Source organism: Salinimicrobium maris, from assembly GCF_049680855.1.
GTDB lineage: Bacteria > Bacteroidota > Bacteroidia > Flavobacteriales > Flavobacteriaceae > Salinimicrobium.
Window position 1 is genome coordinate 614,337 of sequence record NZ_JBMPGS010000002.1, and the last position, 19,175, is coordinate 633,511.

Annotated in this window: 20 protein-coding genes and 1 tRNA gene; 11 read left to right on the forward strand and 10 right to left on the reverse strand. The window is 39.8% G+C overall.

The features are described 5' to 3' along the window. Positions 1–265: 265 nt before the first annotated feature. Genes ACOV1Q_RS08330 through ACOV1Q_RS08340 form a run of 3 tightly spaced genes read right to left on the reverse strand, consistent with a single transcriptional unit; the run spans position 266 to position 1,293 of the window. On the reverse strand, positions 266–403 hold the full coding sequence (locus ACOV1Q_RS08330) for a hypothetical protein (RefSeq protein ID WP_424493940.1): 138 nt from the start codon (positions 401–403) through the stop codon (positions 266–268). After that, on the reverse strand, positions 400–696 hold the full coding sequence (locus ACOV1Q_RS08335) for a hypothetical protein (RefSeq protein ID WP_424493941.1): 297 nt from the start codon (positions 694–696) through the stop codon (positions 400–402). Before ACOV1Q_RS08335 ends, ACOV1Q_RS08330 begins: the two co-directional genes overlap by 4 nt. 3 nt (positions 697–699) lie before the next feature. After that, positions 700–1,293, reverse strand: a complete 594-nt coding sequence (locus ACOV1Q_RS08340) for a helix-turn-helix transcriptional regulator (protein ID WP_424493942.1) — start codon at positions 1,291–1,293, stop codon at positions 700–702. A 488-nt stretch (positions 1,294–1,781) separates the two neighbouring features. Between ACOV1Q_RS08340 and ACOV1Q_RS08345 the strand changes: the two genes are divergently transcribed. Genes ACOV1Q_RS08345 through ACOV1Q_RS08355 form a run of 3 tightly spaced genes read left to right on the forward strand, consistent with a single transcriptional unit; the run spans position 1,782 to position 3,327 of the window. Continuing rightward, positions 1,782–2,465 carry a S24 family peptidase gene (locus ACOV1Q_RS08345; protein WP_424493943.1) on the forward strand — a complete coding sequence of 228 codons (684 nt, stop codon included), beginning with the start codon at positions 1,782–1,784 and terminating at the stop codon, positions 2,463–2,465. A gap of 11 nt (positions 2,466–2,476) precedes the next feature. Further along, a complete protein-coding gene (locus ACOV1Q_RS08350) occupies positions 2,477–3,055 on the forward strand; it encodes a TPR end-of-group domain-containing protein (protein ID WP_424493944.1) in 579 nt (192 codons plus the stop codon). Then, positions 3,052–3,327 carry a hypothetical protein gene (locus ACOV1Q_RS08355; protein WP_424493945.1) on the forward strand — a complete coding sequence of 92 codons (276 nt, stop codon included), beginning with the start codon at positions 3,052–3,054 and terminating at the stop codon, positions 3,325–3,327. Before ACOV1Q_RS08350 ends, ACOV1Q_RS08355 begins: the two co-directional genes overlap by 4 nt. 26 nt (positions 3,328–3,353) lie before the next feature. On the opposite strand, the gene ACOV1Q_RS08360 is transcribed toward ACOV1Q_RS08355, so the two are convergent. From ACOV1Q_RS08360 to ACOV1Q_RS08375, 4 genes are all read right to left on the reverse strand, one after another. Continuing rightward, positions 3,354–4,538: a tyrosine-type recombinase/integrase gene (locus ACOV1Q_RS08360; protein ID WP_424493946.1), complete on the reverse strand. Its 1,185-nt coding sequence runs from the start codon at positions 4,536–4,538 to the stop codon at positions 3,354–3,356. 128 nt (positions 4,539–4,666) lie between these two features. Continuing rightward, a tRNA-His gene (locus tag ACOV1Q_RS08365) sits at positions 4,667–4,742 on the reverse strand. Between the two features lie 62 nt (positions 4,743–4,804). Next, positions 4,805–5,521, reverse strand: a complete 717-nt coding sequence (bshB1, locus tag ACOV1Q_RS08370; protein WP_424493947.1) for a bacillithiol biosynthesis deacetylase BshB1 — start codon at positions 5,519–5,521, stop codon at positions 4,805–4,807. Between the two features lie 60 nt (positions 5,522–5,581). Beyond that, complete coding sequence (locus ACOV1Q_RS08375; protein ID WP_424493948.1) at positions 5,582–6,733, reverse strand: trans-sulfuration enzyme family protein; 1,152 nt, start codon at positions 6,731–6,733, stop codon at positions 5,582–5,584. A 151-nt stretch (positions 6,734–6,884) separates the two neighbouring features. Between ACOV1Q_RS08375 and hutI the strand changes: the two genes are divergently transcribed. From hutI to ACOV1Q_RS08410, 7 genes are all read left to right on the forward strand, one after another. Then, positions 6,885–8,120: an imidazolonepropionase gene (gene hutI / locus ACOV1Q_RS08380; RefSeq protein WP_424493949.1), complete on the forward strand. Its 1,236-nt coding sequence runs from the start codon at positions 6,885–6,887 to the stop codon at positions 8,118–8,120. Position 8,121: 1 nt separating this feature from the next. Further along, positions 8,122–9,117 (forward strand): formimidoylglutamase, encoded by a 996-nt coding sequence (locus ACOV1Q_RS08385; RefSeq protein WP_424493950.1) that lies wholly within the window; start codon positions 8,122–8,124, stop codon positions 9,115–9,117. Beyond that, positions 9,110–9,463, forward strand: coding sequence for a DUF1622 domain-containing protein (locus ACOV1Q_RS08390; RefSeq protein ID WP_424493951.1), 354 nt, complete (start codon positions 9,110–9,112; stop codon positions 9,461–9,463). Before ACOV1Q_RS08385 ends, ACOV1Q_RS08390 begins: the two co-directional genes overlap by 8 nt. 1 nt (position 9,464) lies before the next feature. Then, positions 9,465–9,923 carry a GNAT family N-acetyltransferase gene (locus ACOV1Q_RS08395; protein WP_424493952.1) on the forward strand — a complete coding sequence of 153 codons (459 nt, stop codon included), beginning with the start codon at positions 9,465–9,467 and terminating at the stop codon, positions 9,921–9,923. A 142-nt stretch (positions 9,924–10,065) separates the two neighbouring features. Next, positions 10,066–10,872 (forward strand): MBL fold metallo-hydrolase, encoded by an 807-nt coding sequence (locus ACOV1Q_RS08400; RefSeq protein ID WP_424493953.1) that lies wholly within the window; start codon positions 10,066–10,068, stop codon positions 10,870–10,872. Between the two features lie 195 nt (positions 10,873–11,067). Beyond that, a complete protein-coding gene (locus tag ACOV1Q_RS08405; protein ID WP_424493954.1) occupies positions 11,068–14,112 on the forward strand; it encodes a ligand-binding sensor domain-containing protein in 3,045 nt (1,014 codons plus the stop codon). A 37-nt stretch (positions 14,113–14,149) separates the two neighbouring features. Continuing rightward, a complete protein-coding gene (locus ACOV1Q_RS08410) occupies positions 14,150–14,746 on the forward strand; it encodes a DNA-binding response regulator (RefSeq protein ID WP_424493955.1) in 597 nt (198 codons plus the stop codon). 82 nt (positions 14,747–14,828) lie between these two features. On the opposite strand, the gene ettA is transcribed toward ACOV1Q_RS08410, so the two are convergent. From ettA to ACOV1Q_RS08425, 3 genes are all read right to left on the reverse strand, one after another. Next, positions 14,829–16,520 carry an energy-dependent translational throttle protein EttA gene (gene ettA / locus ACOV1Q_RS08415; protein ID WP_424493956.1) on the reverse strand — a complete coding sequence of 564 codons (1,692 nt, stop codon included), beginning with the start codon at positions 16,518–16,520 and terminating at the stop codon, positions 14,829–14,831. A 121-nt stretch (positions 16,521–16,641) separates the two neighbouring features. Then, positions 16,642–17,121, reverse strand: a complete 480-nt coding sequence (locus ACOV1Q_RS08420; RefSeq protein WP_424493957.1) for a DinB family protein — start codon at positions 17,119–17,121, stop codon at positions 16,642–16,644. Further along, entirely contained in the window at positions 17,121–17,300 is a 180-nt protein-coding gene (locus ACOV1Q_RS08425) for a CAL67264 family membrane protein (protein WP_424493958.1), read from the reverse strand. The genes ACOV1Q_RS08420 and ACOV1Q_RS08425 overlap by 1 nt, the downstream gene beginning before the upstream one ends. 209 nt (positions 17,301–17,509) lie before the next feature. Here ACOV1Q_RS08425 and ACOV1Q_RS08430 point away from each other — a divergent pair, with 209 nt between their 5' ends. Further along, positions 17,510–19,138: an acyl-CoA carboxylase subunit beta gene (locus tag ACOV1Q_RS08430; RefSeq protein WP_424493959.1), complete on the forward strand. Its 1,629-nt coding sequence runs from the start codon at positions 17,510–17,512 to the stop codon at positions 19,136–19,138. Positions 19,139–19,175: the final 37 nt, after the last annotated feature.

Genomic DNA, 19,175 nt, shown 5'->3' on the forward strand with positions numbered 1-19,175 from the left:
TGTTGATAATACTATCATTAGGCTAATCGCAGTTTTCAGTAGGTTTGGGTAATACTTTTTCATTTTATTTAGATCTATTGGTTTTAAATTCATTCAGGATATTGACAAGGCTCCTTAATTGCTCGTTTTCCTTTCGGAGGTTTTCATTCTCCTGGTCTAATTCTTCAATCGCTGTCATGGCTTTATAAGTTCAGAAGCGAGATACAGCGCTAAAAACATGGCAGCGAAATAAACAACCGTCATAGCGGTTATGATTACTCTGGCTTTAGTGAGACGTGACATATTTCCTTTCTTTTATTAATTGAACATCCTTTTTATAGGCTTCCACTTGATCTTGTGGAACGCGGCCCGGCTTCTTTAGAACCGCCTTCCATTCTGCTCTTAATTCGGCTTCTAGTTTCATAATGACCCTCTTTTTTCTCCAATTCTTCGGACTGCTGATATTCTAATCTTAAAAGCATTCCCCTCTTTAAATTTTTCATGACTTAGAACTTGTGATTTCGCAATAGCTTCAACAGCTTTTTTGCCGATCTTTCCCCATAACCTGGCATCTGAGATCTCTTTGTAGGTGAGAGACTTTTTCCTGAGATACCTTTCCTTTAATTTTACAGGTAATAGTTCCGATTCCTTAGCCCAAACAAGGCCCTCTCTCTTCATGTAATCAACTAAATCGGGTATTTTCACAGTTCCATCCATGGTCTACGCTATTATGTGTTGTTTGTAAGATTTTGAAACCAGGTCCAGCTTGCAAGTGGTACCGGTCTTTACGAAAAGGGATTTCTTATGACAGTCCAGCGTTGGGAGTTTGATTCCCAAAGCTTGCGCAATGGCTTCGTCTGTATCGCCATTGGCAGACATTTCAATTATGACAATATCTCTTTTCTTTAAGGTAGCACCGTTAAGTTTTACGTCCTTGTGATCAAAGGCAAGTGAGGGGCAGAAAGTAGTATCTCTGAAATTTTCGCAAGGTTGCAACTCGCCGTTAATGATGTCGGGCGTATGATCTTGCATTCCATAGAGATAATACGTGTACAGTTCCACTTTTCGCTTGGTAGGGATATCGAATTGTGAGAAGTACTGGAGGGCTCCTTTGTCGCTGTTTAATTTGTTAAGCAGCAGAACGTAAAACTTTGGTGCTAGTTCTTCAAATTTATATACGTGTCCGGCCTGAAGGAAGAACACTGTTTGATTCTTTTTAATTCCCCAAAACTCAATGTCATTAGGGTTGGTTAAATCTGTACCGGCAATTAAAAATTGTGGGATTTGATTGGTTTGGTTAGTTTTGCTGTGCATAATTTGAATATTTGGTGTTGAACAATTAAATAATTCGTTGTGCATGGTCCCGGGTGTGGTGCTTCGGGGCCTTTTTTATTTTGCAGCCGATTCAAGAAATTTTCTTTTTCTCTCTTCTCTGGCTAATCTTTTCTTTTTATAGTCAGCGGCGCAATCCAAAATCACATCTTCAATCTCAGGAAGGTTTAAATCATTGTTTAGCACTTTATGAAATGTGTGCTTTGAATAAAATTCACCGTTCGACCTTTTAATTTTTCGCTTTTTAGCGAATGCTGCCATTTTAATTAGGTGTTGAGAACCAACCTCTTTAATGATCTCTTTCTGTAGTTCTGGGCTTATCATAGGTATCTCGTATTGAGCGTTTCGTTCTTTTAACTACATTTGTCTATGCAGTATCTTTGTTTTGTCTATAGCAAATATACTAAACTATTTTAGTAATAATAGCTACCTACTAAACTTTTTTTAGTAGCATGCTAAACTTTAACATTTTGAAACACCATAAAGAATTACTGGAAATCCGCTCCCTTGCCAAAAACAAAGGGGTTACAGCCTATGACATAGCTAAGAACACCACTTTAACAGAAGCTGGAGTAGGTAAAATATTGAATGGAGTTACCAAAAGCCCTCACAAGAGCACCGTAATTGAACTACTAAACTATTTGCGCAACTTTGGTGAGCCTAAGGAAACAAGTTCAGTACCGAACCCCGAAGCCATCCAAGTAGATTTTAGCCGTTTTATGATGGTTCCGCTGGTTCAGTATAGAGCACAGGCAGGATTTTTATCTGGATGGGGTGATCCCGAATACATAGAAGAGCTTCCTAAAATTCCCTGGGAAGTAGATAAAGAATACAAGGGAAGATATATCTGCTTTGAAGTGACCGGTGACAGCATGGATAATGACAGCCGGGAAAGCCTTGTAGAAAAAGATGTTTTATTGTGCCGGGAAGTACAGCGGCATCACTGGCAAAATAAACTCCACATTCACCGCTGGAAAAACTTTGTGGTAGTTCATAAGTACAAAGGAGTTCTGGTAAAGCGCATTTTGGAGCATGATATAGAAACAGGCCGTTTATTGCTTCATTCCTTGAATCCTATGTATGATGACCAGGAAGTTTATATGGATGACCTGGTTGCAATTTTTAACGTAATTGATATTCACAGAAGTTTGTAAAGCATAACACCATGATAGCATTTATTTTCATTGTATTTTACCTCATTGCCTGCTTTGTTATGGCGAGCATCGGTTCATCAAAAAAAATAGGATTTTGGCCTACATTTTTTATATCCTTATTCTTTAGTCCAATTACAGGCTTAATTGTAGCTCTGGTTTCTTCACCGCAAAAGGTAGGTTCAGGGAATATCAAATACATTATTCAGGCAGATAAGTCAATAAAAAATAATGATATCCCCAGCGCTATAAAATACCTCAATCAATCATTACATTATAACGCAAATCCAATCAGCCATTACAAACTGGCAGTATGCTTTTCATTAATGAAGGATAAAGAAAAAGCTTTGAGAAACCTGCATAAATCAGTAGAGCTAGGCTATAGTAATTTTGAAAAAATAGAAAACAATCCTAAATTAGAATGGTTAAGAGCTCAACCGGAATTCTCTGTATTTAGAAATAATAGTTACCAGGTACAGGAAAGTCAAAAAAAGAACAATATTTCCCAATTAAAGGATCTTGCGGAATTGAGGAGAAATAATGATATTTCAGAAGAGGAGTATAGAACACAAAAAGATAAACTTTTATCATGATCATAAAAAAACTACTACTAATATTATTTGCAGCTTTTTTAATTGGTTGCTCAACTGAAGATGATAAAAAAGAAGAAATGTGCTGCGAACATACAGTTGAGTATATTTTGGATCATATCAATACGGAATTTCCCAGGTTATTAGCGCAGGATTTGTCTGATGAGCAACGAAGACTAATTGAGGCTGAATATGAGGAGGCTTTACAAAATCCTTGCGATTACTTTAAAAAGGAATTAGAGAGCACTGGAGCTTCATGTGAAAACCCCTGGTAAATTAACCGATATAGATCTCATCCCACTTATACTTCATCTGTAGAAATAATTTTCATTTGAGCGGCATCGCGTTCAGCTTCCGGGTATTTGTCTTTATAAACAGTGTCAATATCATTCCGCTCGTGGCCCATTAACTCCCTGAGAAGATCTTCCTCAATCCTGTAGAATTTGCCTAAAGTTGCAAAGGTATGCCGCATTACTTTCGTGGTGAGATTATCATTTTTAGGCTGCAATTCAATCTTTAATCTTTTCTGAAGGATTTTTAAGTTACGGTTATGATTATTTCTAAAGGTGATATACCCCTGAGGATCTTTTTTCCATGGGAAAACATATTCGCCTTTTCCCCGATATTTATCTATAATGGATTTAGCTTTTTCCGGCAGCAATACATCAAACTCATAACCACGGCTTCCTAATTTATTCCGGGAAAGAAAAACCCGGTCTTGAACCACATCTTCATTCTTTAAAAAATAAATATCAGTAAGATCCGCGCCACATAAATAAAACTGCAGCAGGGAAAGATCAACAGCTCGTTGGTAGCTTTTATCTAATTTTAGGTTTTCCAGTGCCTTTATCTGTTCTTTGGTCAGATATCTATTCCTGGCTCTTCTCCTTTTAACCGGGATATCTTCAAAAAGTCCCTCAAATGGTTTTTTGTCTTGCGTTATATTTTTTCGAACCGCCACATTATAAATTGCCCGGTACTCCACCAGGTAATTTTTTATTGTGCTGTTTTTATTCCCTTCAGATTTCTTGTATTCCTTAAAACGATTTAGAAAATCATTAGTCAGATCATCAAAAGTAATGTGAGGCTGATATTTATAGAGTTCACGCAATGCAATACGATACGCCCGGGCATTGCCATGACGATTTTCTTTTTCCATTTGAAGGGCCCTTTGTTCCCCGTACGCTATAAAATCCCTGGTCTCTTGATCTTCTTTAAGTAGATATCCAAAAGCAGCGTCAAAGTCGTGAATGTACTTAAACTCTTTTTTTCTGGATTTTGATTTTATGCTAAAAATGAATTCGTACAAGTTCTCATGGTCTGGGTGATCTACGGAAGGAATATTCTCTTTTGAATCCCATTCGTACGATTTAGCATGAGCAATTACCTTTCGTCGTACTTTTTTATCGTGATAAAGTACTAACTTCACCGGAAACCCTAGATCGCTTTCGCCGTCGCTGGTAAACAATTTTATGCTTGCTTTCATTCAATCGTATAATTATCGTACACAAATTACCGAAAACCTCTAGTTTTTTACCGCTTTTAAAGTAAATAATCTTCTAATAAAAAAGTCTATAAACGACGAAACCCCGCTATTAGCGAGGTTTCAAAGACGGGTGGAAGACCGGGTTCGAACCGGCGACCTCCTGAACCACAATCAGGCGCTCTAACCAGCTGAGCTACAACCACCATTTTAATCGGATGCAAATGTAGTATAATTCCTTTCTTTTACAAAAGAAAAAAATAGAATTTTTATATTAAATCAAACAGGGAATCTACCGCCAGTTGCCGGTTCACTGTAAAACCTTCCGCAAAATCCACACCTGTAAGTCTACCTAAGTCTTTGGCCCTGTAGGTGATACTCTCCAAAAAATTATTACTTGAAATAGGAGTTTCTGGCTCCTTGCTTTCCTCATTAAAAAATTGAGATCTATACGCTTTTACGGCTTCCAACTTTTGATCCATAAATCCGCTGATGTCGGCTACAATATCCGGCTCTATATTGTTCCACTGGATGTAGTGAAAAACGTGCTTTGGTCTCCAGGCATGTTGATTGTGACCTTTGCAAATAGTTTCAATTTTTCTCAATCCGCTTAAAAAACAGGAATCGGCTACCAATTGTGCACCTTTTCCATGATCAATATGCCTGTCTGAAATTGCATTACAAAGCACCACTTCAGGCCTATATCTTCTTAAGACTTTTATAATCTCTAATTGATGCGCTACGTTATTGACGAAAAAACCGTCACTAAATTCAAGGTTTTCCCGTAGTTTGACACCCAATACTTCTGCAGCTGCATTCGCTTCCTGCTCACGTATTTCTGCGGAACCTCTCGTACCAAGTTCCCCACGGGTAAGATCAAGAATACCCACTTTTTTTCCGCGGGAAATTTCTTTGGCCAGGGTGCCGGCACAGCTCAACTCAACATCATCGGGATGTGCCCCGATGGCCAGTATATCTAACTTCATTTAAAATATTTGAATGGTTATTGTAACATAATATGACTTTAAAATGTCATTTTTGAATCTTTATAAAATCTGTGATAAAGCTTGTTCAATATCATCTATCAAGTCTTCTGCCTCTTCAATTCCTAAAGAAAATCTAAGTAAGCCATCTTTGATTCCCTGGTTTTCTCGTTCTTCAGCCGTTAACAATCCATGGGAAGTTAAAGAAGGTGACAATATAGTGGATTCCACACCGGCTAGGCTCATTGAAGGCTTTATGAGTTTTAATTTCTTCTGAAAAGCCGAAAAATCAAGTCCTTCCTTCAATTCAAATGATAACATTCCGCCGAAGCCTTTCATCTGGGATTTTGCCAATTCATGGTCCGGATGTGTCTTAAGACCCGGATAATAAACTTTTTCTACGTTTGGATTTCCATCTAGGTATTCGGCAAGTTTTTGTGCATTTTCATTTTGCGCTTTCACTCGAATACCCATCGTCTTCAGGCTTCGTTCCAGCAGCCATACGGTATAATCACTTAAACTTCCGCCTAAATTTTTCGCAAGTTGGAAAATAGTGTCTATATGAGCTTCTGAAGCAATTGCTGTTCCCGCCAGGATGTCACTGTGACCTCCCATATATTTGGTAGCCGAATGCAAAACAACATCAATTCCTAAATCAATGGGATTCTGGTTCACGGGCGAAGCAAAAGTATTGTCAATCATACTCACCAGGCCATGTCTTTTAGCAATTTCTGCGACAGCATTGATATTGGTAATTGTCAACATAGGGTTTGACGGAGTTTCTATATAGATCACTTTCGTGTTCTCCTTTACTTCGGCTTCAAAACTAGATGGCGCCAAATCTTTCGTAAAAGAATATTCAATTCCATATTTTTCAAACTCTTCCACCACAAGATTACTCGTGCCTCCGTATAAAGTTTGTTGCAAAACCACATGATCTCCTTTGTGCAAGAATGATAGTAAGGCAGTGCTTACCGCAGCCATTCCGCTGCCAAAGATCAAAGCCGCTTCCCCGTGTTCCAGGGCAGCCATTTTTTGCGCAAGTGCCTGCTGGTTTGGAGTATTAAAATATCTTGGGTAACGTTTAACTTCAACATCTTCAAAAGCATAAGACGTTGACATATATAAAGGGGAAACCGCACCTTTGTACTCGTTGTCCTTCAATTCTCCAGAGTGGGTACAAATAGTGTTGATTCCCGGTTGCTTTTTGCTCATATTTCTTGTGAAATTTTGGAATTCAGAATTTGCACTAAAGTACAGAATTATTTTCGAAAATGGCATTTTCACCACCTTCACCAAACCAACGGGTTATAGGTTTAGCCTTATTTTAAGTTAATTTTCAGGTGCACTTTTTTATCTTTACGACATGAAGTTACTTTTCAAGAACATCCAGGAATTACTACAGATAAGAGAAAAAGGGATTACAAAACTTTCGGGAGCTGAGATGAAAGAGTTGCCGGTCATTAAAAACGCATGGCTGCTTACCGAAGACGGAAAAATTTCCGACTTCGGAAAAATGGAAAGTTTATCCAATTTTGATGTAGATGAAACCATTGACGCTACGGGAAAAATTCTAATGCCCGGCTGGATAGATTCTCACACCCACATAGTTTACGCCGGAAACCGCGAACAGGAATTTGTTGACAGGATCAAAGGACTTACATACGAGGAGATCGCGAATAAAGGAGGCGGTATTCCAAATTCTGCGGAAAAACTTCAAAATACTTCCGAAGAAGAGCTTTACGAGCAATCGGTCGCCCGGCTTGAGGAAGTCATAACAATGGGTACCACGGCCATTGAAATAAAATCGGGCTACGGACTGACTACGGAAGCTGAATTGAAAATGCTTCGGGTCATTAAAAAATTAAAGGAAAATTATGATCTGCCGGTGAAATCCACATTTTTGGGAGCACATGCGCTTCCGAAGGAATACAGGAATAACCGGGAAGGCTATATGAAGCTCATCATAGATGAAATGCTTCCGAAGGTTGCCAAAGAAAACCTGGCCGAATATGTTGACATTTTTTGTGAAAAAGGCTATTTTACAGTAGAGGACACTAAAAATCTGCTTTCCGCAGCCAGGAAATACGGCTTAACGCCCAAGATACATGTGAATCAATTCAACGCGATTGGTGGTATTCAAGCTGCTGTAGAGCATGAAGCGCTTTCTGTAGATCACCTGGAGGTAATGAATCCCGAAGATCTTGAAGCTTTAAAAGGCACCCAAACCATGCCGGTGGCGCTTCCCTCCTGCTCTCTTTTTCTCGGAATTCCCTACACTCCCGCACGTGATATTATTGACAAAGGCTTACCGCTGGCTCTTGCTACAGATTATAATCCTGGCAGTACCCCCAGTGGAAATATGAACCTCGTGGTTTCCCTGGCCTGCATCAAAATGAATATGACACCCGAAGAGGCCATCAATGCGGCTACAGTAAATGCCGCCTATGCGATTGGCCTAAGTGAATCTCATGGAAGTATCACCAAAGGAAAGGCCGCAAACCTCATTTTGACAGATAAAGTTCCGTCGTATGGATTCCTGCCCTACTCTTTTGGCGCAAATCATATAGATTCGGTTTTCATTAACGGAAAAAGGGTCTAAAATGCCACATTTAAAGGTTTATAGTCCAAAATTTATCTCCCGGTTTCTTAAAACCAGGCCTGGAGAAACGAAGGCAGGAGAGAAAATACAGTTCATCTCACGGCTGGAGGAACTTTCTAAAAGCGAAGCAAAATATGTCATTTTTGGAATCCCTGAAGATATTGGAGTGCGGGCGAACTATGGCAAACCCGGAGCAGCAAGTGTCTGGAATGCCTTTTTGGAAGCGTTTTTAAATTTTCAGCACAACGATTTTTTATCTTCAGAAAACTTAGTGTTACTGGGCGAAATAAACTGTTCAGCTGAGATGGAAAAGGCTTCCAATCTCGACTTTTCTGATCCTAATTATTATGTGAAGCTGGGAGAAATGGTAGAGGCTATTGATGAAGTGGTAAGTGCGGTTGTAAAAGCAATTATTGCTGAAGGGAAAGTCCCTGTTATTATTGGTGGCGGACATAACAATGCTTTTGGAAATATAAAAGGTGCTTCGGAAGCTTTTGGTAAGCCAATCAACGTCCTCAATATTGATGCCCACACAGATCTTCGGAAGTTGGAACACCGCCACAGCGGCAATGGTTTCAGTTATGCCCGTGAAAAAGGATTTCTTGACAAATATGTCATTTTTGGATTACAGGAAAATTACACTCCGCAGTACATTTTTGAAGAAATGGAAGCTGCAGCCGAAGTCAAATATTCTCTCTTCAGAAATTTAAATAATGGAGATGAAAATGCCATTTTTGAGGAGCAACTCGGCTTTGTTTCAGAAGGGAATTTTGGCCTTGAAGTAGATTGCGATGCTATCGCAGGATTCCCTAGCAGTGCAATTTCTCCCAGCGGATTTACTCTAGATGAAGTCCGGAATTTTATAGGAATGGCTGGAAAAAGACAAAATTGTTCTTACCTTCATCTTTGTGAAGCTATAGCCACGAAGGATTATCCTACTGGAAAAAGCCTTTCCTTTTTAGTTTATGAATTTGTAAAAAACAACGCCCATGCATGAAATCATTCAGGAGTATGTAGATTACGCTGCCCTAACCATTGAAGTTATGGGAGTTTTGGTAATGATCGTAGGCCCAATATTCGCCCTGTACCGGTATTTCTTCGACAAACACGAAGACGGCAGCTCTTACCGTACTTTTCGGCATGACCTGGGAAAAGCAATTCTGCTGGGACTGGAATTCCTGGTAGCAGGTGATATTATTGCTACCGTAAGTACCGATCCTACAATGGACAACGTACTAGTCCTAGGGATGATCGTATTGATTCGAACATTTTTGAGTCTGTCTCTTCAGGTAGAACTTGAAGGACGTTGGCCCTGGCAAAAGAAAACTATTGGTGATAAATAATATGGAAATTATAAGATTTGCTCCTGAGTACGCTACAGCATTCAGAGATTTAAATGTTGCCTGGCTGGAAAAATATTTTTGGGTAGAACCACATGACGAAGAAGTGCTTGGCCAGCCCGAAAAATATATCATTAATGAAGGCGGAAACATTTTCTTTGTAAAAGAAGTAAACAAGATCCTGGGGACCGTAGCCTTAATGAAAATAGAAGAAGGGGTTTTTGAGCTTACAAAGATGGCTGTGACTCCTGAAGCACAGGGAAAAAAGATAGGCCAGAAACTTATGGATTATACCATTCAATATGCCAGGGAACAGGGATGGCAAACCCTTATCATCTACTCGAACCGTAAACTCGAAAACGCTATTCATATATACAGGAAGTATGGCTTTGAGGAAATCCCTATTGAAGACAACAACCCGTATGCCCGCGGAGATATCAAGATGAAATTGGAGCTCTCATAAATCTTTATTAAAAGCCCCACAAAAACCTGTTTGTTTTAGTAGTTTTAATGATAATTAACTGTTTAGAAACAGCATCACAAGAAATTTTTGCAATTTCCCTGATGACTGAAATTAAATTTTCCAATCAAAAACAATAATTATTATGAAACGATTTATTTTATTTTTCGCCTGTTCCCTTGCGCTAATCGGCTGTAAGTCCGAAAGCGAAAAAAACCTGGAACTGGCTAAAGAACTTGAGGAAGAGTCCTTTCAGAATCCGGGCATAGACGAGGATGAAAACTCCGAAGAAATAAATATTGAACCTATTTCCCATGCCACCCTTGCTATTAACTGGGGGGAAACCACCATTTATGTAGATCCTACCGGTGGAAGTGAGGCCTTTGAAGGAATGAATGAAGCAGATCTTGTTCTTTTGACCGATATTCATGGAGACCACATGGACCCAAAAACCCTGAGCGCATTAAACCTGGGAAATACGCCAATTATTGCGCCGCAGGCCGTGAATGAGCAACTGCCCGATTCTCTCACCCAAAACCTTATGGTCATGAATAATGGTAAAACCATCAATGAACAGGGTTTTTCCATTGAGGCAATTCCCATGTATAATTTAAGAGAAGAAGCACGGCAGTACCATGAAAAAGGCCGTGGAAATGGTTATGTCCTGGAGAAAGATGGAAAGCGCCTTTATATTGCAGGAGATACCGAAGACATTCCTGAAATGAGGAACCTGGAAAACATTGACATTGCGTTTGTCCCTATGAACTTACCATACACTATGCCGGTGGATGCAGCAGCCGATGCCGTACTAGATTTTGCTCCTAAAAAGGTATACCCTTATCACTTTCGCGGACAAGACAGCAAGGCCGATGTTGATAAATTCAAGCAACTCGTGAATGAAGGCAATGAAGATATTGAAGTAGTTCTTGCCAACTGGTATCCGAATGAATAAAATTCTTAATTAGATTTAAAAGAGGCTGCCTGAACAAGCAATTTACAGGCAGCCTCTTTTTTATATCTTCATTTTGACAAACTGAAGTTTAGAAATTTCCTTATACTTGCCTCGAAATAAATTATTTAGAACATCTAAAAATGGCATTTTAGAGCCATCTTTTCGACCGGCACACGTATGAGAAAACTATTTTTTTTGGTTTTTATTTTATTCGGATTCACCTGCAGCGCACAAGGTTTTTCTTCTGTCCCCGACACCTTAAGAGTAAGCAATATTGCGCAGCAGGAAGGTTTATCTCAGCTTAATGTGGCTGCATTTGATTTTGATGAGAAAGGTTACCTCTGGGCGGGAACCGAAGATGGTCTCAACAGGTTCAATAGCTACAACATGAAGGTTTTCTCCCAAAGCATCTCTAAAGAGGAGGGTTTAAAAGATGACCACATCCGCGGAATGCTTTACCTCAACGATACCCTTTGGCTGGGCACCAACACAAGTTCTCTGCAGGCATACATTCCTTCGGAAGATAAATTTCTTGATTTTATTAAACCTGAGAAAATAGAATCTAATCCTTCTCTTGCTTATGCGCATCAGATCTTTAAATTAAACGATCCCTTTTTACTGGTAAGCACCTTGAAAAATGCGATTTTATTAGATCGAAGATCTCTGGAATTTATTCCAGTTCCGCTGCCCAACCAGGAAGTAAATGATTACATAATAAGTATTGCGCAAAAATCCAAAAACAGGTTCTGGATAGGTACATATTTCAACGGAATTCTGGAACTGGATCTGGATAAAAAGACTATAACAGATTTAAAAGAATTTAGTTCATTCAAAAACAATTCCGTTCACGCTTTGAAATACAATGCTAAAAATTCCCTTTATATAGGTACCGAAAAAGGGCTTTTTCACTATACTATTGACAGCGGGATTATGGAAAAAATATATGGTTCTGGTGAGGAACAGGCTGTGCGATGTTTTTATGAGTGGAATGAAGATTACTTTTTAGTAGGTTCATACACGGGTGTATTTTTTCTCAACAGGAGTACCAATGAAGTACAGCCGGCAGTCATCACAGGCTACAAAAATGAAGTTTTTTCCCCTGTTGAAGTGCTGCAGATACGGCAGGATGCTTCCAAAGGTATATGGATGGCTACGCAGGGAAAAGGAATGTTTTATTATCATCCATCAAGGCAAAAATTTATCCCAAAACGCATCACATTACCCAATGAGCCCGAGAAAGATTTTATAAGCATCTTCAATTTCCTTCGGAATAACGACACCCTCTGGATGACCACTCAACTTGGCTTTGTAAGGCATGACCTTTCCAGCAATACTTATAAATTATATCGCACCAATCGTCTTGGTTATACCATTGTGGAAGATGAAGAGGGAAATATTTGGGGAGGCGGCTTCAACCAGGGGCTTCAAAAATATAATGAAAAGAATGATTTTTTTCAGGATGTAACCCCTATAACAGGAATTCCCGACAGGGACATTGCTCAAATAACTCCTTTATCAAAAGACAGTATTTGGGTGAGCACCTGGTCTTCAGGAATATTTTCTGTGAATCCCAAGACCTTAGAAACACATCCCGTTCCTATTAATGGCAAAAGCCTTCACCGGTCGCGAGCCTCTTTTATTGGCAGCGATAAATCCATCTGGCTGGGAGCCGATGATGGTCTTTATCGCATATTAAAAGGGAAAACCAGTAAATACGAACACAATCCTGAAAACGAAAACTCCCTGAGCAACAACCGCATTTTTAGCATTACAGAAGATGATTCTGGAAATCTTTGGGTTGGAACAGCCAAAGGACTGAACAAAATAAATCTAAACAACAATAGTATCACCAGGTATTTGGAGCAGACAGGATTGCCCAATGATTTTATTTACGGCGTACTTTCAGATTCCAACGGCGATGTTTGGGTAAGTACCAATCGCGGAATCTCACGATTGGATACTGAAACCGGAAAGTTTACCGGTTTTACTGAAGCAGACGGACTTCAGAATAACGAATTCAATGGAAAAGCTGCATATAAAGATGATTCCGGAAACCTATACTTCGGTGGAATGAATGGCTTCAATATTTTTCATCCAGATAGTATTCCGGTCAATAAATATGTAGGTCATACCGTTATCGAAGATGTGGAATTGTTTGGTACTTCAATAAAAGAAAATATCATTTACACAGATACACTCTCCTTCAAACATGATGAGAACGTAATAACTTTTAATTTTTCCAGCCTTAATTATCTTCTACCCGAAAAAAATAGGTATCAGTTTAAGATGCTTGGCTTTGATAAAGAATGGCGCCCCATTACCCGTGAACGCACTACTACTTATACAAACCTCAATCCCGGCACCTACACCTTTCTCGTAAAGGGAAGTAACAATGATCTAGTTTGGGGTCCTCCAGATTCTTTAACGCTCACAATAAGAGCGCCCTGGTATGCCTCAACATATTTTCGCATCCTCGTGGTAATTGCTCTCCTTCTCCTCATTAGCAGCATCTATTGGTGGCGCTACAGCGAGAAAAAGGCGGAAAATCGGCGACTGCAACGCATGGTAGAAGGCAGAACTGCAGAATTGAGTAAATCTAACGAAAACCTAAGTACTGCCATGAATCTTGCAAAAGAACAAAAGGAAAATATTTCCTTTCTTATGGAAGAGTTGAATCATAGGGTGAAGAATAATCTTCAGTTAATTGCAAGCCTGCTAGATATCCAAAAAGAGGGAATTTCAGATGAATTGGCAAAAAATAACCTGCAGGCAGCTCAAAATAGATTATTCACTATTGCGACAGTTCACGATCTACTTAGCAATACGAAAAAACCGGAAGAGCTTTTCAAATTAGATGAATTCATTAAAATACTGGCTACAGAACTCGTGGAATTTATGGATGCCGAAGTTTGTCTTGAATTTAATCTCGCTCCATTGCAATCCAATAAAAAGCATGTAACCCCACTGGGGATTATTGTAAATGAACTCGTTACCAATACACTCAAGCACGCCTTTGCCCCCGAACAAAAAAACAAGAAGATAATCATTACGCTAACCGGCAAAAATGGATTTGCAGTGCTGGATTATTACGACAGCGGAAAAGGAATTCCTGCAGATGCTCAACATAAAGAAAACTCCATGGGGCTAAGCCTAATTGAAAACCTGTCCCTTCAGCTTAAGGGCCAAATGGAGATCGTTAATGAAAAGGGAACCAGAATAATTATACGGTTTAAATATTAATGTTATATTTAGTCAACCCTCAGATCCACATCTACTTATGAAGAAGATTTTAGTTGTTGAAGATGAAATTATTATAGCAGAAGGATTGCGGCTCTTTTTGCAAAAAAATGACTACAAAGCAGTCATTGCTTCCAATGCAGATTCGGCTATAGAACGTCTGGGAGAAGAAGAATTTGAAGGAGTGATTTGCGACATAAACCTGCAGGAAAAGATAAACGGCATTGAGATCATTCAAAACCATCATGAACTTGATAAGCACGGACCGGTAATTTTTTTAACGGCATATTCCAATCAACAGGTGATGAAAGATGCAGAAGAGGTTAGCCCATACGCTTATATTATCAAGCCCTTTAACAATCAGCAACTTCTTACGACTCTTAACCTCGCAATTAAGAACAATCAACGGGCTCCTGTCAAAAATTTTCAAGATGAAAGCCTGCTGCGCGACTTAAGCCAGCGTGAGAAAGAGATACTGCAGGAACTAGCTACCGGTAAAACGAACAAGGATATTGCAGATTCCCTTTACATTTCCAGGTACACGGTAGATACGCACGTCAAAAACATCAAAGACAAATTGAATTTAAGTAAAAAAGGAGAACTCATTCACTTTGTGCTTTCCAACAAAGCCGGATGAAACATTTATAAATTAAAATCCGTGATTATAGTTGAAATTTATTCAAAATAATCACGGAATACATTACCTCTCAAAAATGGTATTATCTCACCAGTTTCTTGTACTTTATCCTCTTCGGCATCAAATCGCCACCTAAGCGTTTCTTTTTATTTTCTTCATAATCTGAGAAACTTCCTTCAAAAAAATAAACCTGTGAATTTCCTTCAAAAGATAGAATGTGAGTACAAACCCTATCCAGGAACCAGCGGTCGTGAGAAATGATCACTGCACAACCGGCAAAGCTATCTAAACCTTCTTCAAGAGCCCGAAGTGTGTTCACATCAAGATCATTAGTAGGTTCATCCAGCAATAAAACGTTACCTTCTTCCTTTAAGGTCATCGCGAGGTGCAAACGGTTTCTTTCCCCTCCCGAAAGTTTACTTACTTTTTTATTCTGCTCACTTCCGCTGAAGTTAAAGCGACTTAGATATGCCCTAGAATTCACCTGTCTTCCTCCCATCATGATCAATTCCTGCTCATCACTGAAGTTCTGCCAAATGGTCTTTTCAGGATCAATATTGGTATGACTTTGGTCAACATAAGAGATCTTCGCGGTCTCCCCTACTTCAAAAGAACCTTTATCGGGCGTTTCTTCGCCCATGATCATTTTAAAAATAGTGGTTTTACCTGCACCGTTAGGTCCTATAATTCCTACGATTCCTGCCTGCGGAAGTTTGAAGTTCAAATCTTCATATAACAATTTATCTCCAAAGGCTTTACTAACGCCATTCGCTTCGATCACGTTAGTCCCCAATCGCGGACCATTAGGAATATAAATTTCCAACTGCTCATCCATTTGCTTTTGATCCTGGCTCAGCAATTTATCATAGTTATTTAAACGGGCTTTTTGTTTTGCCTGCCTTCCTTTGGGTGCCATTCTTGACCATTCAAGCTCACGCTCCAAAGTTTTTTGGCGTTTACTGGCCTGCTTTTGCTCCTGTGCAAGACGTTTCGATTTTTGATCAAGCCAGGAAGAGTAATTTCCTTTCCACGGAATTCCTTCTCCTCTATCCAGTTCAAGGATCCAGCCGGCCACATTATCCAGGAAGTAACGGTCGTGAGTTACGGCGATCACTGTACCCTTATACTGCTGTAAATGATGTTCAAGCCAGTGAACAGATTCGGCGTCGAGGTGGTTCGTAGGTTCATCCAAAAGAAGTACATCGGGCTCCTGAAGTAGTAACCTGCACAAGGCGACCCGGCGGCGCTCTCCTCCTGAAAGTACACTTATTTTTTTATCGGGCTCCGGCGTGCGAAGTGCATCCATTGCAATTTCCAGCTTCGTATCCAGTTCCCAGGCGTTGCTGGCGTCGATCTTATCCTGAAGCTCTGCCTGCTTGTCCATTAATTTTTGCGTTTTTTCAGCATCTTCATAGACTTCTGGAAGGCCAAACATGTCATTTATCTTGTTGTATTCATCAAGAATAGCAACAGTTTCCGCGGCACCTTCTTTTACCACTTCAAGTACGGTCTTCTCCTCATCCAGCTCTGGCTCCTGTTCCAAAAGACCAACAGAATAACCCGGAGCGAAAACCACATCACCCTGGAAATTTTTGTCTTTTCCTGCAATTATGCTAAGTAAGGTGGATTTTCCCGAACCGTTAAGCCCCAGGATCCCAATTTTGGCTCCGTAGAAAAAGCTTAAATAGATGTTCTTTAGTACCGGAGTATTTGCTCCCTGAAAGGTTTTGGTCAAACCAGACATGGAAAAAATCACTTTATTATCATCTGCCATAAGAATTGTTTTTATAGTTCATTACTCAAAAATGTCATTCCTGAAGCATTTTTCAGCTTGTTATTAGTAACGGACAAATATCATAAATTTCAAAATATTTGCAGCCTGATGTTTTAAATCTTTATGCTTGATGCAATTCTAAATGCCTTAGCACGATTAAGAGTTGCCCTGTATGATATGCCGTGTGCTCTATGGCCAGCATCATTTCCCTGAAAATAGTATGCTGTGGGTTTGATGGAACAGGTGCAAAAAGAGCATTTTCCGAACTCAGTATAAGATCAATTAACCTCTGCCTGTCCTGTAGGTAATGTTTTTTAAGATTTTCCCATTCCTCCTCATTTTCAGAAGTCCTTTTAACCGGCCAATAATCTGTTGGCCATTCTGGGGCATGGTACTCCCTTTTAGTACAGTAATTCAGGATATCATTTTGCGTAAACCAGATATGATAAAAAAGTTCATAAAATGAATACGGAAGATCCTGAGGTCGTTCCCCCAGCTTCTTATATTCTATTTTTTTAAGGGTTTCCTCTAGCGCCATAAAAGCTTCACCACCATTAAGATGCTTTACCAGCTGTTTCTTTATGTTTGCCGCTTCTTGCACTATACGCGTCCCTTTAAAGCATTAAATGCCCAGGAAATAGCAAAGAAGCCAATTCCCACGGTTGAAAAGCCTATCGCGTAATCTTCATATTTTAAAACTCCCAGCAGCACGAGCGCAGTCCCTATAAGAAACATTACAAAAGAAGCCCATGCACATACCGAATTTTTATTCATTCCCATAATTATCCTTTCCTCGATGCCTGCCTTAAAAAATCTTCGATAACAGCCATAATCAATTGCAAATATGGCATTTTTTAATGGTTTAATAAAGATAATTAATTGTCTGCTTTTTGTATTTTAGCAACTGTTCAAATCGCTGTTTCTGGCGTTTTTCCTCATTAAATGAAGGAATTTTTACCTGTAGATAAATCAAAAGATTAAGAGAACCAATGAATATTGAATTTAATAAGAACGAAGATCACAATAAGTTACTAGTTTCAGATTTAAGAAGCAGACTGAAAGAGATAAAACTGGGCGGTGGTGAGAAGCGTATTGAAAAACATCATCAAAAAGGCAAAATGACTGCCCGGGAAAGAATTGACTACCTATTAGACAATGCCGAAAATGCCATTGAAATAGGCGCTTTTGCCGGGGATGAAATGTATAAGGAACACGGCGGCTGCCCAAGTGGCGGAGTGGTCGTTAAGATTGGAAAAGTTTCGGGTAAGCAGTGTATTGTTGTTGCCAATGACGCCACGGTGAAAGCCGGCGCATGGTTCCCTATAACAGCCAAAAAAAATCTTCGGGCGCAGGAAGTTTCCATTGAAAACCGTTTACCCATCATCTATCTTGTAGATTCTGCAGGGGTTTATCTCCCAATGCAGGATGAAATCTTTCCGGATAAAGAACACTTCGGAAGAATTTTTAGAAATAATGCCGTCATGAGCAGCATGGGAATCACACAAATTTCCGCAGTCATGGGAAGCTGCGTTGCTGGTGGCGCTTACCTGCCAATTATGAGCGATGAAGCGCTTATTGTCGAAAAAACCGGCAGCATTTTCCTCGCCGGAAGTTATCTTGTAAAAGCAGCCATTGGAGAATCTATTGACAATGAAACCTTAGGCGGCGCCACTACACACAGCGAGATAAGCGGCGTGACAGATTATAAATCTAAAGATGATAAAGATGCTCTTGATACCATAAAAGATATTATGGACAAGATTGGCGACTATGATACTGCAGGATACAACCGTAAGCCCGCGGCAAAACCCGCTAAAGATCCTGAAGAAATTTTCGGTCTTCTCCCCAAACAGCGAAACGAGCAGTATGACATGCGGGAGATCATTGATCGTCTTGTAGATAATTCCGAATTTAAGGAGTACAAAGAAGGCTATGGTCAAACCATCATTACCGGTTATGCCCGCATTGACGGTTGGGCCGTTGGAATTGTGGCCAACCAGCGAAAAATTGTAAAGACCAAAAAGAAGGAGATGCAGTTTGGCGGAGTGATTTATTCAGACTCTGCCGATAAGGCCACCAGGTTTATAGCCAACTGTAACCAGAAAAAAATTCCTTTGGTTTTCCTTCAGGATGTTACAGGGTTTATGGTGGGTAGTAAAAGCGAACATGGTGGCATCATAAAAGATGGGGCAAAAATGGTAAATGCAGTGAGCAATTCTGTAGTGCCAAAATTTACCGTGGTAATAGGAAATTCCTACGGCGCCGGAAATTATGCCATGTGTGGAAAAGCCTATGACCCCCGACTCATTTTTGCCTGGCCCAGTGCAGAACTCGCTGTGATGGGAGGTACTCAGGCTGCGAAAGTTTTAGCGCAAATAGAAACTGCTTCCCTGGAGAAGAGAGGTGAAAAAGTGGATGAGAAAAAAGAAAAAGAAGTTTTTGACGGGATCAAAGCTCGCTATGATAAGCAAACTTCCCCTTATTATGCTGCTGCCCGACTTTGGACCGATGCTGTCATTAATCCCTTGGACACGCGGAAGTGGATTTCCACGGGAATTGAAGCGGCAAATCATGCCCCCATTACGAAAGATTTTAATCTTGGAATAATTCAGACGTAAGATCAGAAAACCATCCAAAAATAGCATTTTTCAAACC

Coding starts and splice junctions, on each gene's coding strand:
- ACOV1Q_RS08330 (WP_424493940.1), bottom strand. CDS start 403: ATGAAACTAGAAGCCGAATTAAGAGCAGAATGGAAGGCGGTTCTAAAG.
- ACOV1Q_RS08335 (WP_424493941.1), bottom strand. CDS start 696: ATGGATGGAACTGTGAAAATACCCGATTTAGTTGATTACATGAAGAGA.
- ACOV1Q_RS08340 (WP_424493942.1), bottom strand. CDS start 1,293: ATGCACAGCAAAACTAACCAAACCAATCAAATCCCACAATTTTTAATT.
- ACOV1Q_RS08350 (WP_424493944.1), top strand. CDS start 2,477: ATGATAGCATTTATTTTCATTGTATTTTACCTCATTGCCTGCTTTGTT.
- ACOV1Q_RS08355 (WP_424493945.1), top strand. CDS start 3,052: ATGATCATAAAAAAACTACTACTAATATTATTTGCAGCTTTTTTAATT.
- ACOV1Q_RS08360 (WP_424493946.1), bottom strand. CDS start 4,538: ATGAAAGCAAGCATAAAATTGTTTACCAGCGACGGCGAAAGCGATCTA.
- bshB1 (WP_424493947.1), bottom strand. CDS start 5,521: ATGAAGTTAGATATACTGGCCATCGGGGCACATCCCGATGATGTTGAG.
- ACOV1Q_RS08375 (WP_424493948.1), bottom strand. CDS start 6,733: ATGAGCAAAAAGCAACCGGGAATCAACACTATTTGTACCCACTCTGGA.
- hutI (WP_424493949.1), top strand. CDS start 6,885: ATGAAGTTACTTTTCAAGAACATCCAGGAATTACTACAGATAAGAGAA.
- ACOV1Q_RS08385 (WP_424493950.1), top strand. CDS start 8,122: ATGCCACATTTAAAGGTTTATAGTCCAAAATTTATCTCCCGGTTTCTT.
- ACOV1Q_RS08390 (WP_424493951.1), top strand. CDS start 9,110: ATGCATGAAATCATTCAGGAGTATGTAGATTACGCTGCCCTAACCATT.
- ACOV1Q_RS08395 (WP_424493952.1), top strand. CDS start 9,465: ATGGAAATTATAAGATTTGCTCCTGAGTACGCTACAGCATTCAGAGAT.
- ACOV1Q_RS08400 (WP_424493953.1), top strand. CDS start 10,066: ATGAAACGATTTATTTTATTTTTCGCCTGTTCCCTTGCGCTAATCGGC.
- ACOV1Q_RS08410 (WP_424493955.1), top strand. CDS start 14,150: ATGAAGAAGATTTTAGTTGTTGAAGATGAAATTATTATAGCAGAAGGA.
- ettA (WP_424493956.1), bottom strand. CDS start 16,520: ATGGCAGATGATAATAAAGTGATTTTTTCCATGTCTGGTTTGACCAAA.
- ACOV1Q_RS08425 (WP_424493958.1), bottom strand. CDS start 17,300: ATGGGAATGAATAAAAATTCGGTATGTGCATGGGCTTCTTTTGTAATG.
- ACOV1Q_RS08430 (WP_424493959.1), top strand. CDS start 17,510: ATGAATATTGAATTTAATAAGAACGAAGATCACAATAAGTTACTAGTT.